This is a genomic window from Flagellimonas algicola, from assembly GCF_005937185.1.
GTDB lineage: Bacteria > Bacteroidota > Bacteroidia > Flavobacteriales > Flavobacteriaceae > Flagellimonas > Flagellimonas algicola.
The window spans coordinates 1-12237 of record NZ_VCNI01000007.1 but is presented as its reverse complement, the minus strand read 5'-3'; the positions used below and the strand labels follow the sequence as shown (position 1 = coordinate 12237).

12 protein-coding genes and 1 pseudogene are annotated in these 12237 nt (G+C 41.0%); 6 read left to right on the top strand and 7 right to left on the bottom strand.

Going from position 1 to position 12237, the window contains the following annotated elements:
- Positions 1 to 120 precede the first annotated feature (120 nt).
- The 5 genes from FGG15_RS19605 to FGG15_RS19585 all read left to right on the top strand — a co-directional run bounded on the left by FGG15_RS19605 (position 121) and on the right by FGG15_RS19585 (position 7072).
- Positions 121 to 1713, top strand: coding sequence for a phosphodiester glycosidase family protein (locus FGG15_RS19605; protein ID WP_138839478.1), 1593 nt, complete (start codon positions 121 to 123; stop codon positions 1711 to 1713).
- A gap of 428 nt (positions 1714 to 2141) precedes the next feature.
- The gene (locus FGG15_RS19600; RefSeq protein WP_138839477.1) at positions 2142 to 2678 is read left to right on the top strand and encodes a Riean_0653 family protein; all 537 of its coding nucleotides are present in this window, start codon (positions 2142 to 2144) and stop codon (positions 2676 to 2678) included.
- 52 nt (positions 2679 to 2730) lie between these two features.
- Positions 2731 to 3267: a Riean_0653 family protein gene (locus tag FGG15_RS19595; RefSeq protein WP_138839476.1), complete on the top strand. Its 537-nt coding sequence runs from the start codon at positions 2731 to 2733 to the stop codon at positions 3265 to 3267.
- Positions 3268 to 3294: 27 nt separating this feature from the next.
- Entirely contained in the window at positions 3295 to 3828 is a 534-nt protein-coding gene (locus FGG15_RS19590) for a Riean_0653 family protein (protein ID WP_138839475.1), read from the top strand.
- A gap of 73 nt (positions 3829 to 3901) precedes the next feature.
- Positions 3902 to 7072 carry a T9SS type A sorting domain-containing protein gene (locus tag FGG15_RS19585; protein WP_138839474.1) on the top strand — a complete coding sequence of 1057 codons (3171 nt, stop codon included), beginning with the start codon at positions 3902 to 3904 and terminating at the stop codon, positions 7070 to 7072.
- 320 nt (positions 7073 to 7392) lie between these two features.
- On the opposite strand, the gene FGG15_RS19580 is transcribed toward FGG15_RS19585, so the two are convergent.
- Positions 7393 to 7857: a hypothetical protein gene (locus FGG15_RS19580; RefSeq protein WP_138839473.1), complete on the bottom strand. Its 465-nt coding sequence runs from the start codon at positions 7855 to 7857 to the stop codon at positions 7393 to 7395.
- Between the two features lie 3 nt (positions 7858 to 7860).
- A complete protein-coding gene (locus tag FGG15_RS19575; protein ID WP_138839472.1) occupies positions 7861 to 8400 on the bottom strand; it encodes a hypothetical protein in 540 nt (179 codons plus the stop codon).
- A 323-nt stretch (positions 8401 to 8723) separates the two neighbouring features.
- On the opposite strand from FGG15_RS19575, the gene FGG15_RS19570 reads away from it, so the two are divergent.
- Positions 8724 to 9071: a hypothetical protein gene (locus tag FGG15_RS19570; protein ID WP_138839471.1), complete on the top strand. Its 348-nt coding sequence runs from the start codon at positions 8724 to 8726 to the stop codon at positions 9069 to 9071.
- A gap of 596 nt (positions 9072 to 9667) precedes the next feature.
- Here the strand turns inward: FGG15_RS19570 and FGG15_RS19565 are convergent.
- The 5 genes and pseudogenes from FGG15_RS19565 to FGG15_RS20355 form a co-directional block, all read right to left on the bottom strand.
- Complete coding sequence (locus FGG15_RS19565; protein WP_138839470.1) at positions 9668 to 10258, bottom strand: hypothetical protein; 591 nt, start codon at positions 10256 to 10258, stop codon at positions 9668 to 9670.
- Between the two features lie 144 nt (positions 10259 to 10402).
- The gene (locus FGG15_RS19560) at positions 10403 to 10699 is read right to left on the bottom strand and encodes a type II toxin-antitoxin system RelE/ParE family toxin (protein ID WP_138839469.1); all 297 of its coding nucleotides are present in this window, start codon (positions 10697 to 10699) and stop codon (positions 10403 to 10405) included.
- A complete protein-coding gene (locus tag FGG15_RS19555) occupies positions 10696 to 10920 on the bottom strand; it encodes a type II toxin-antitoxin system ParD family antitoxin (RefSeq protein ID WP_138839468.1) in 225 nt (74 codons plus the stop codon). Before FGG15_RS19555 ends, FGG15_RS19560 begins: the two co-directional genes overlap by 4 nt.
- A gap of 95 nt (positions 10921 to 11015) precedes the next feature.
- A complete protein-coding gene (locus FGG15_RS19550) occupies positions 11016 to 11288 on the bottom strand; it encodes a hypothetical protein (protein ID WP_138839467.1) in 273 nt (90 codons plus the stop codon).
- An 81-nt stretch (positions 11289 to 11369) separates the two neighbouring features.
- Positions 11370 to 12012 (bottom strand): annotated as a pseudogene (locus FGG15_RS20355) (integrase core domain-containing protein); the annotation flags it as partial.
- Between the last annotated feature and the right edge of the window lie 225 nt (positions 12013 to 12237).

Below are 12237 nucleotides of genomic sequence, written 5' to 3'. Positions count from 1 at the left end.
AGTTGTTTATACTTAGTTGGTTTTTAGTTTGAGTTAGTTTGAAAAGGGGGCGGAGATTTTTCCAATCCCTTTTTTTCTGATTTAAAACAGTCAGGCCAGTGATAAATAAGTAGTACCCCTATGAAAAAAGCACTCATTATACTATTGATGTTTTCCTGTGCCAGTGATCCAATGAACTTTCCAGATTTGGATATTGGCAAAATGGGCCTTGAACAAAAGGTGGTTGTTAAAAATATACAAGATGGGCTAGATTTTATCCAAGTCAATCGAGGGCATTTCTCTAACAGTGATTTTTTTACGCTTACCAGTGGAATTGTCACTCCTGCCAAAGCAGAAGAACTATCGTTGAAAATAGAGAATCTAGGTATGGTTGCCCGATTGGAGTATTCCCCTGAACCCGATCCTCATGGGGGTAAACTCGGCAAAATTGTTAGAGTCGGAACTTTCAATACAAAAGAAGCAGCAATTAAGCTAAGAGAAAAGCTTAGTTGCAAGGGCATTTCTATGGCGATTCGGCACACGGCAGAGGATGGGTATCCTACATCAGGGCCATTTTTGATATCCCTTTTAAAAATTGACCTTACCAAATACAAAGGACAGGTAAAAGCAATATTAGGAAATAATCAGGTTTCGGGAAAAGAAACTACCTCTAAAATGTCAAGAAACCTTAGGGCTTTGGCCGCTGTAAATGCAGGATTTTTTGCATGGGAAAACGAGGTCGGTATGCCAGGAGACCCAGCTGGAATTTCAGTAATAGATGGTAAACTCTTGAGTGAAGCTATAGGGGGAAGGTCTATTTTGCTTATAGAAAACAATTTACCGGCACTTTTTTCAGTTGCGCACAACGTGAATACAGATATCCAAATAGAGCTTGACTCAATTAAATTAAGAGTTCATGGGATTAACAGGTCAGTTGGAAGGATATTGAATTGTGGCAACTTTGATGGGTCAGGTTATGTAATCCCAATTCATGATTTTGTCTGTAGAAATAAAGACGAAATAGTCATATTCACTCCCGAATATGGAAACAAAGGTGATATAGGTGAAGGTCTGGAAATCGCCTTAGATAGTACAGACAGAATTATATCTATAAAACGCCAAAGAGGGGGTGAAATACCAGAAAATGGGTATTTGTTACAAGCAATAGGATTGAGTGCGACATATCTTGAAAATGTTGCAAAAGTAGAAATGACAGTGACCAAGCACATATCAATAACAAGCGACGAAGGCCCAATACTACTCAAAAAAGGCCTATATGCAGTAAATGGAGGCCCCACACTACTAAGGAAGGGGAACCATGAGATAGCTGATAGATTTAAAGAAGGTTGGGAGACTGTTTTTTCTGATTTTAAAGTTTCAGATGAATATGTAGACAAAAAAGACAAGGCTGCTTTTGAAACTACAGAAATAGGTTCAAGGGCAGGATTTTACCATGGATGGGTGGTTCGAAGACATCCGAGAACTGCTATTGGCATTACATCAGACAACAAAGTATATATAGCAGTGGTATATGGACGTCAGCCCGGTATTTCGGCAGGAGCTTCCATTACTGAAATGTCGAATTTATTTAAAAATTTAGGAGTCACTGAAGCATTTAATTTGGATGGAGGTGGCTCAAGTATGATGATAGTCAATGGCAAAAAAACAGGGAGTTCGTCAGATCTATCTGGAGAAAGGGCTATAGGAGACGCCTTGATTTTCACTGATTACTAAAAACCAATTGTATAATATAACTATTGCTCAGGCTTCTTCAACCAACGCTATATGTCTTTGTAGAAATCATCAAGATTACTATCTTCTGTCTACCATAGACTTGAAGAATCTGCCGATATGAGCAATTGGTAAGCGAAAGTGTGAGAATTAATTTTGACAAAAAACAGGCAAATATTGCGAGGTAGGAGATGTGCCAGAAAACGGAGAGTTTATGAGACTCTTTGGAAGGAAGGAGTAGATTCCCAAAAAATGTTTGTTTTAAGGAACTATATTTTTTTTATTAGAACTTTTGAGTTTACGGTGCTTTACAATGACGGCAATGAAATACAGATCACCGATGGCCGTTTTGATCTTCGGCACACCAATTGATAACATTACAGTAAGATAAACCTACAGTATTTTCTTACATTTGAAGTGAATTAGTCTCAATGAAAAACCTACTTTTCTTATTTCTGTCATTTCTTATAGTTGCCTGTAATAACGATGATGACAATGGCACGCCAGAAAACCCCGCCGATGCTTTGCCTCCGGCCACGCAAACAGGAGAGGGCACTTTTGGGTGTCTTATAGACGGCGAGCCCTTTTTCCCGGGTAGGTTCGGGGGCGACAGGCCATCGGCTTTTTATCAATTTGTTTGTGGAGCATATACCCTAGGCATTAGTGCTTCTAGAGGGGGGGGGGTTGAAAAACAGTCTCTAAGAATATCTGGTTTGGACATTAAAGGATTGGATATTTCAACATATTCTCTTAAATCTAGAATGCCCGGTAATTTTTCTGCTGAATATGATATTGCTGTAGGAAATATTCTAGACGGTTCTACTACTGAAGAGAATCCGGGTACATTGACCATAACGAATTTTACCGATGAAATAATCTCAGGAACTTTTGAGTTTTCAGTACTTGACAATGACGGCAATGAAATACGGATAACCAATGGACGCTTTGACCTCAGATATACCAATTGATAACATTCCCTTAAAATAAAATCGCAATACTTTTCTTTAAAATCTTGACTACATGAAAAACCTACTTGTTTTAGTGTTTTTGGCAACCTTGACCGCCTGCAACAACGATGACAATGGCACGCCCGATAACCCGGCCGATGCCCTGCCCCCGGCCACACAGACCGGTGAGCAGACCTTTGGCTGCCTTATAGATGGGGAGCCTTTTTTTCCAGAGAGTGGCAGTAATAGGCCTTCCGCCTTTTATCAATTTGTTCGTGGGGCTTACACCTTGGGTATTAGTGCCGGAAGAAACGACGGGGGGGGTGAAAATTTTGTTAGCATTGGGTTGGGTGCGCTGGATATTGAAGGACTAGAAGTGACTACCTATTTACTTATTTCAGAAGGGTTAGGAAATTTTTCAGGTAGATATAATCTTGGAGGAGGAATAGTTCTTAGAGCTAGAACTACATATGAAAACCCAGGTACTTTGACAATAACCAATTTCACCGACGAAATCATCTCCGGCACCTTTGAGTTTACTGTGATTGACAATGACGGGACTGAGATACGGATTACTGATGGACGTTTTGATCTTAAGTACACCAATTGATAACATTTTCTTAAAATTATTGACAATATGAAAACCCTGCTCGCCTTTATGCTCATGGTCATCCTTACGGCCTGCAACAACGATGACGACGGCACGCCCGAAAACCCCGCAGATGCTTTGCCTCCAGCCACGCAAACAGGAGAGGGCACTTTTGGTTGTCTGATTGACGGTGAGCCCTTCTTTCCTGGTAGGTTTGGGGGTGATCAGCCTTCTGCATTTTATCAGTTTGTTCGTGATGCCTACACCTTGGGAATCAGTGCTTCCAGAGGAGGAGGTGAAACAATGGTTGGATTTAATCTAGGTGCCTTGGACATAGAGGGTTTGGAAGAAAAGACGTATTCTCTTACAACTTTTGAATCCGGCAATTTTTTTGCAGAATATCTTATAGGCGGTGGTATTGAACTAACATCATCTCCTACCGATGAGGAGCCAGGTATTCTAACCATAACGAACTTCACAGATGAAATAATTTCCGGCACCTTTGAGTTTACGGTGCTTGACAATGAGGGCAATGAAATACGGATAACCGATGGCCGGTTTGATCTTAGATATACCAATTAACTAACTTAACCGATACTAATTTTGATGATAACATCTTAACATAACAATCCTTTAACCTTTAAAAATTACCTATATGAGAAAGTCTCTACTTATCTTACAGCTATTGCTATGCCCATTTTTAAACGCACAACAGCACATCGACACCCAAGTGGCGAGCCAGACCAATACGGTGTTCAGCCTCTTGGAAAAGAACCGGGTGCCCCATCAGCTATTGCTCGATTACGGCTATGATTTTTTGGATGCGACCCAATACGATGGGGTGCTACGAAGCAACAATTACCTCTCGCCGGGTATCTACCGCGAGCTGTACAATACCCTACTTTCCTCACGTATTAACACCTCCGTACCCGGTCTGGAAGCTCCCGAAGATCTGGAGGATGCTTGGGCCTCAAAACGAAAAAGTGAGACGAACAAATTGGGCAAGGGCAGCCCCACCAGTGCCTTGGTATTGAACGGCCTATATTACAAGTACTCCCGTATCCGGAGCAATGCACTTTCACAGAACGACATCAGGGTGACCAATGGCAAATACGATGATGTCTATATCAGTGGTACATGGCAAAATCCCTATGAGACCAAAAGCAGTTTTGGCATGACCCTACCGGTACAGCATATCGCCAATTCAAAAGTTTCGCTGTTGATTTCCAACGACACCTGGTACACCAACCAAAGTTCAAACGTGCACAGCTTTGCCGTCAATTTTGGGGATGGCAGTGGCTATAAAAGCTTTTCACTGGGCAATGCGCTTTTGCATACCTATGCCAGTGATGGTGACTACACGGTAACCTTTCGCTTAAGGTTGACCAATGGGCAATACCTCTATTGCCGTAATCGGTTAAAGGTCACGGGTGCAGAGCGACAAAATACATTAACAGCAAGAAATGCATCCTGTAATATTGCCATTCAGGGCATCAATGCTACCCGTTCCTTCCAGAGCATTGCAGGTTCGGCCACCCTTCAGATTGCCTATGCCAATACCTGTGGGCAGATCACCAAGCCCTTGATCGTGGCCGAAGGTTTGGACACGGGTTTACAGCAAGAGGGCGGAACGATTGGCGATAGTGATATAGAACAATTTCTTCAATTTGTAGATAATTCAGGAAGTCAAAGTCTAATTGATTTAATATCGACAACTAATGCTGTGATTACCAATGATTATGATGTCATCTACGTCAATTGGGACAACGGTACGGACGATCTGCGCCGCAATGCCTATGTACTGCAGGCGGTCATCGATTGGGTCAATGCCAACAAAACGGGCAGTACGCCCAATGTGGTCTTGGGGCAGAGCATGGGCGGGGTCATCGCCCGCTATGCCCTGCGCGATATGGAGAACCGCAACGAGGACCATGACACCAACCTTTACGTGAGCCATGACGCCCCGCACCAAGGGGTGCATCTGCCCTTGGGCCTGTTTTATATGGCACGCCAGTTGGTCAATGAGGTGTTGGCCACCCCGGCGGGCAATGTGGGCATCGCCGTGGCCGGCGGAGACTTTCCGGTGGGCGAGGCCATTCGACTATTAGATTCGCAAGCGGCAAAGCAGTTGCTGACCAATTACGTGCGTGAAGACTATGGGCTTGATAACAGTGTACACAACACATGGCAGAGTGAGCTGCGTTCGATGGGCTACCCACAGCAGACCCGCAACGTGGCCTTGAGCAATGCCAGCCATTGTGCCGAGCCCCAAGGCCTAATCTCGAACCAACAGTTGTTCAGGCTGAACGGTTCGGGCAATACCCGGGCATTCACCGATATTGTGCTGTCCGTTTTTCCTGCGGGTTTTTTGGTGGGTGTGGCCTTGGGCGATCTTGAAACCGCCCTGTTGGGCTTTTTGCCGGGCCGGGCAACTTTAGAAACCGATTTTAAAGTGAGGGCCTTCCCCAGTTCGGGCACCGCGAACATCTATTCTGGCCGAATTACCTATAAAAAGACTTTTTTGTGGCTGATGCCCATCACCAGAACCTTTACTGACAGAAGCTTCAATTCACCCATTGGGTCGCTATTTCAAGATAATTTCTCGGGAGGTGTCGGTCCGTTCTATGATTTTTTTGAAAGCGACTCTGATGCTGAAAGCAATTTTTTTGTGAGGTATAATTATAATCTTGATGTAGTCGAAAACGTAAACTTCATACCTGCTGTCAGTGCCTTGGATGTCGGCAGTGGCGCAACGACCTTGAACACATCCGATTATACCCGCACCTACACCCAGACCAACAGGCCCACGGGCAGTCGGGCCATTCCTTTCGACAACTTTACGACTTCTTTCAACACCATCTCGACCAATGAAATACATTTATCGTTCAATGCAAGAAACGGGGACTGGTTGGCCGATGAGCTCAATAACGCGTCCTCTACCTTTGATTGCGGTTTTGTGTGCAGTAATATCACGATCAACGGCCCCTCCGACTTTTGCACATCGGCCACTTTTAGCGTTCCGGCGCCCAACAACTCGGTCACTTGGTCGGTAAGCCCATCTACCTCATTGAATTTTCAACAAAACCAGGCATCGACCACCTTTTCCCAAGGAAATGGTTATAGGGGCAATGCGACCATCACCGCGACACTTTCTGATGCTGCCTGTGGCCCTTCCACAAGTGTCAGCAAACAGATCTATGTTGGAAGACCGCTGACCTATGCAGGGCCGGTGCAGGATGTCTGCATGAACGTATTTATTCAAGAGGAGACATGGATACTCCCAGCATCACCAGGTGCGGACTCTTACAAGCTCATTTCAAGTTCACCCTATCTGCAGATTGAGGGAGGCAGTAGTGTTACTTATGACTACGCACCCACTCCCATAAATTTCTATGGCACTCGTGCGGGCACATATACCGTAACGTTACGGACAACCAATTCTTGTGGCACCTCTAGCGTCAGCTTTCCTGTAAAAGTGGTCAATTGTGGGGGTGGTGGCTTCTTCAGTGTATATCCAAATCCATCTAACGATGGTACGTTCTATGTTGGCGAAAGAAGTTACGAAAATGCTAGTTTGCGTTCTCCCCGAACGACTTCAACATCGTCGGTTTCTTCAAATGGTCAATCAAAATCAAGAGGCACTTCCGAAAAATACAGTTTTGAAATCTATGACCGATACGGTAAAATGTTGTTTGAAAAGAGAAACCGAAAATGGAACGGTGAGATGGAGCTGAATCTGAAGCGATATGGCAATGGCATGTATTTTTTAAGAATACTTGGAAAAGAATCAGAAGAAACACACCAAATAGTATTGGGTAAAAGTTGATTGGAGTGTATTGATTGGATTTGAATGTACAAATATCTGTCCAAGAACGAATTTAGGCCCCTTAGATTAATGTCAGGGGGCTTTTAATTTTCTACTGCTAAAAATGTTCTTAAAATCGGCGAGTTATTCGAACTGATTTTAGAAGTAGAGAAAGTCTTTTTATTGGTCGGTTTTAGGGGAAGAATATAGTAATTTTAAAATTTACCGTTCTACGGTCAAAAGCCCCTTTCTATACTTCACCATCTTGACAATAGGGTCAACTGGCAATGGTTTGTCAAGGGGAAATTAAGCAGACCCTTACCTGCGCTTATAGCGGGTGGCTATTTCTTTTCCACGTACCATTTCGTGCCCCATCTTACAACTCTATGGTCTACTATTTCCCCCGTTATCACATTTCTGGTCATCGTATCATTATTTCCGCTTGAAGAGACGCTTAGAGCCCATTCCAAGTTCTCCTTGAGCAATGCCTGTTCGTTTTCATAATCCGGCACCTGTCCGATTATAGGGTCGATTTGCCCCGTTACGGACTTTCCCTTCGGCGAGTTCATTATGGTAGTAAACTTGACCATTGCTGTATGTTCCACGTAGATATCCGGCAGACTCTTCCTTTCCATTCTGAAATAGATTTTAATATTCTCTCCATTTTGTATAGCTGAGATCAATTCGGTCAATTCCCCTTGGACCGCTACGCCTTCGGCATCATTTTCATAAATCATTTTCCAATTGTCCTGTGAGAAGCAAAAGGTCGAAATCAATAACAAAATAACAGTGATAAATGGTTTCATTTTTTAAAATAAAGGTTTATTTTTTTTCTGTTTGTAGTTAGGATATTCTAAAAACCAGGTCATTTTATGCCTCTGGGGCCAATCTTTAATTAACTCGCCTGTTGAACGATTATGGACTTGGGCACTGAATGTGCCACTAGTAGTCAAAACACATTGCCAAATGTGCCCTCCCTCTCCAATTTTCTGATTATCTGCATCAATGTAGCTTTGTAAAAGGGGATGACCATCAATAACAACGGACACGCTTTTTTCTTGAATTATGGAAAGGAAAACAGGTTCTGCCATATGTTCAAGTCGAAGAACTGAATCTGCTAATTCTTCTTCCCAGCCCCAGCCCACTCTTATATCATATCCATTTCTAATTCCTACTATTAATGAATCTATATTACCTGTTAATCGACTTCCGTTCTCGTCATTTTGGTAAACCAATTTCCATCCTGATTCAATTGATTTCATATAGGTTGGTCTTTGCTTTTCTTCATTACAGGAATAAAATATTCCTGTAACTGCTATTATACAAATTACTATTCTTGTTTTATTCATATTGATGATTTTTTCCGTACTGCCAATTTGAAATATAGTTAAGAACCAATATAAAAATACATAATTAACGATTAGATTCCACTAATACTTGTCATAGGTTACCATATTCTAAGTTTCAAAAATCGGCCATTTTACGGGGCTCTTTATTTGATGCCATAATTTTTTATCTACAAAGTCCTAAAGGTGGTCTCTTTTAGTGGTTTCGTTAATTGACCTTTTACGGGACGGTCCAATTACATTTAATCCACCGTTTTATTGAACTTGATGCATTTATAACAAATTAAAAGCAACAAATGCTAATTTTCGTATCCTTAAATAAAAGTATGGAAAAAGGATTATTGGTCATAAGTATTGTTTTATTCTTTGGATGTTCAGATGATGGTCCTGTACCAAGGTGTTATCAAAAAAGTGGCAGACGTATAGTTGCCACAGTAGAGAATGTAATTGGAGCAATTGTAATGAATGAACTGTGTGGATTTATTATTGATCCAAATGAACAACTAGATCGAAACCCAATAGGAATCTTGAGTCCTTGTAATCTTAGTGATGAATTTGAAATAAATGGTTTGCGTATAATATTCAGTGGTTATATCTACGAATCTTTTGAAACAGAAGATATTTGTGCAGATTTCTTTGAAATAACAGAAATAATGATGGCTGAAGTACAATGACGAACTTATGCCTTCATTTTCCAATAGTTTATTTGAACGTTATCATTCCATGCCTGCCATCATCAATTCAACTTTATCACTTGAAATAGGGAACATTGTGGTGGGTTTTTTCATGTTGTAGACAAGTCGGTTTTCCTCCTCGAAATATTCTAAGAAAACACAATTAATACTGACAATTTTTTGATCATCTTGGTATTTCTTGAACTTTTCATATTCAACTTCATCAATTATATAAATCTTAAGATGGTTTCTTTCTCTCTTACAAAAATTGGGTTTTCGAAATCCTCATGAGGTATATTTAATAATTGTCTTTTCATAGTATTTGAAAATCGTTTTTTTGAACTTTCAGCTTTCAATATAGTAACAATATCATCAACTAATTTTTGCCTTTACGCAGAACAGGTAGACTAATATTGTGGAGCCGTCTTCGGCTACGTTCTTGATTTGAGTTAGTCAGTCGAAGCCGATAATCTCTTATCGGCTTTTTTTATTCTTGTCGAATCACAAAGACACTTTGGCAGGACGTTGCCACTGATTCTTTTTGTTGTAATTTGAAATCATTCACACGGCTAACAAGGATTGGAAATTAAGACAGGTCAAAACCGCCAACCAAAATGTAAACCACCTCTGGGTTGGACCTCCCACCCCACATTATCATCACTCGGCAGTCGAAAGTTCCTTCCGATTCCTATACCCAGATCTACAAGAAAACCGCTCTCGCTTATCCACTTCCAACCGATTCCAGCTCCAATGGAAGTATCGAAAAAGCTGTCTGTGCTAAATGAATCGCTTGCACTATCAAACGTTTGGTCTTCGAAGGTGAAAAACTTTAAGAACACCTCGGCATAAAACCCCTTAGCCCCGTAGTCTTGCTTTGAAAAAAAGTATTGTCGGTAATATGGTGTCAGTGAAAATTTTTCATACTCCGAAAAATTATCAAAATCATCACTCCCTTCTAGAGAAACAAACAAATCCACTCCGACTCCAGAATAACGCCCCAAGATATATTCATACCGAGGATTAAGGGCGGGGATGGCTATCGCCGATATAACATCAATGCTTACCTCATTCCTTTTGTCCACAGAAAACTTCTCAATTCTTTTTTGCGAATCAGTAGGTTCATCTTCTTGACAAAATACAGCAGTTGAAAATAAGATGACTGAAGCAATGACAAATAGCTTTTTCATTTTAATGATTTTTAACATATGGCAATATATGTATAAACTATTTTATTTTTCAATTTATCCTCTGAGGCGTTAGTTTTATGGTAATTTTTGTATGTCCTAAAAGAGTAATGGAATTATGCAATCGTGTATCGTTTATTTGAACTTTTAAGTTAGAAACTTTACCAAATCCCTTCCGCCGTAGAGTATTCTTACTATACGTATATATCCGTTCATTTTATGGTAGAAAATTATATGAGAGATATAAGGAAAACTGAAAAGCCCATCCTTAATCTCCTTTCTTTCCTTCCCGATATCAGGATTCTTGGCAATTGCCTTGAAATGATTGTTTAGGCCAACTAGGTATTCGATTGCTTGAGAGTCACCAAATTGGTGTTGCCCGTATTCGAAAATATCCTCAATGTCATTGTCCGCTTCCTGCGATAGAACGTAACCTTTTGTCACCCGTTCTTCTTTGAGGATATAATATCATCCATTGTTCTGGTGCTATCGGGCCCGTTCCAACCTTTTTCTATCTCCCTTCTAAGATCTTCGATGACCTTGTCCCGATAAATTCTATGTAGACGAATGGCATCACGAATCACCTCACTATTGTTTTGATATTCGCCCGTGGCCACCTGTTTAGCAATATATTCTTTCTGCTTTTTTGTGAAACTGATATTCATAACAAACCCATTTTGACATAAATCTATAAAAATTATCCATATTTAGCAAATATGGACATTTAATGAATCCTTTATTTGAACTTTGGCAGTTGTTCTCATTCTTCTTCCGAAGAACCTAATAGTTCTGATAGCTTTCCTTTATGCATAACACTTGCCCCATCAGTCCAAAGAGCACATACCCGAAACTGTTGATTGGTTGAATAGGGAATAGCGCATTTGTCATTATAATTCATAACGGGAAAGTCCTCCACAAATCTTATAAAATCATCTTCGAGTTTTAGAGCTGTCACCACTTTCATTTTCATTCCATCATAATCTATTTGATTAGGGAATTGGGACTTATTCGAAACGGCATCCGTGTATTTCATTGTGATAGCTTAAATGATACAATTCTAACTCCAGCTATTTTTTCGTCAGATTTACCCCTAGTGTGATACTTCAAACTTGGATTAACCTTGTATATTAATGTTCATTTTGGCTCTAAAGACTTCATATGGTGTCAAACCGCCATTTGATTTATGGGGTCTGTTAAAGTTATAGAATTTCTCCCACTGATCTATTTTTTGCTCAGGTCAACGTCCGATGTGTACTCTATCAATTGATAAAATTCCTGCTTATCGGTCCAGTGGGACCTTTCCACTTTGCCATTTAACCTTGGGCTGGCAGGTTTTATGTAGACATGCTCAACCCCTTGGTCCAAACAATGCCAATGGAACCTTGTTTGGAACTCATGCCCATTATCGGTTCTTACCACTTTTATCCTGAAAGGGAATTTTTTGATCACGTAATCCAGAAAGTGGATGGCGTTGTCCTGGTTGTGCCTGTCATAGACCTTTAATGCACGTATCCCAGTGGCATCGTCTATGGCCGTGTATTGATAGCGTTTAATGTTCTTTCCCTGCTTATCGGTAAAGGCCAGGAACTTGACATCCATTTGCACATGGTGGCCTGGCGTCTGTTTTTCGTACAGCTTGATCTTTGGTCCCGGTGAACGTTTCTTTGTGTTCCTTGGAAGCCTGTTGACCCCATTTCTTTTCAGGATACGGAAACGCTGCTTTCCGATGTCTCTATGTTCAAATACCGTTTTAGGTACATATAGATTCTCTCTGGACCAAAATGGTACTTCTTTCTTAGGTGAAGCACTTTTTCCTCAACTTCAATGGGAGTTCTCAGTCTGGGGTTTTTAGGACAGGGTGTAGCCTTCCCCTTTTTAGGATAACTCTAAATTCAACAATTTTTCATTAATAATGTTTGTTTCGGGGAGGAATTCCTCCCCGAAACGGTCTTTGTATTCCCTTGGTGACATATCTCCCAATG

What these genes read in the sequence shown, in the direction of transcription:
- FGG15_RS19585 (WP_138839474.1), top strand. Translation starts at nt 3,902, where the DNA reads ATGAGAAAGTCTCTACTTATCTTACAGCTATTGCTATGCCCATTTTTA.
- FGG15_RS19605 (WP_138839478.1), top strand. Translation starts at nt 121, where the DNA reads ATGAAAAAAGCACTCATTATACTATTGATGTTTTCCTGTGCCAGTGAT.
- FGG15_RS19570 (WP_138839471.1), top strand. Translation starts at nt 8,724, where the DNA reads ATGGAAAAAGGATTATTGGTCATAAGTATTGTTTTATTCTTTGGATGT.
- FGG15_RS19575 (WP_138839472.1), bottom strand. Translation starts at nt 8,400, where the DNA reads ATGAATAAAACAAGAATAGTAATTTGTATAATAGCAGTTACAGGAATA.
- FGG15_RS19555 (WP_138839468.1), bottom strand. Translation starts at nt 10,920, where the DNA reads ATGAATATCAGTTTCACAAAAAAGCAGAAAGAATATATTGCTAAACAG.
- FGG15_RS19595 (WP_138839476.1), top strand. Translation starts at nt 2,731, where the DNA reads ATGAAAAACCTACTTGTTTTAGTGTTTTTGGCAACCTTGACCGCCTGC.
- FGG15_RS19580 (WP_138839473.1), bottom strand. Translation starts at nt 7,857, where the DNA reads ATGAAACCATTTATCACTGTTATTTTGTTATTGATTTCGACCTTTTGC.
- FGG15_RS19600 (WP_138839477.1), top strand. Translation starts at nt 2,142, where the DNA reads ATGAAAAACCTACTTTTCTTATTTCTGTCATTTCTTATAGTTGCCTGT.
- FGG15_RS19565 (WP_138839470.1), bottom strand. Translation starts at nt 10,258, where the DNA reads ATGAAAAAGCTATTTGTCATTGCTTCAGTCATCTTATTTTCAACTGCT.
- FGG15_RS19550 (WP_138839467.1), bottom strand. Translation starts at nt 11,288, where the DNA reads ATGAAATACACGGATGCCGTTTCGAATAAGTCCCAATTCCCTAATCAA.
- FGG15_RS19590 (WP_138839475.1), top strand. Translation starts at nt 3,295, where the DNA reads ATGAAAACCCTGCTCGCCTTTATGCTCATGGTCATCCTTACGGCCTGC.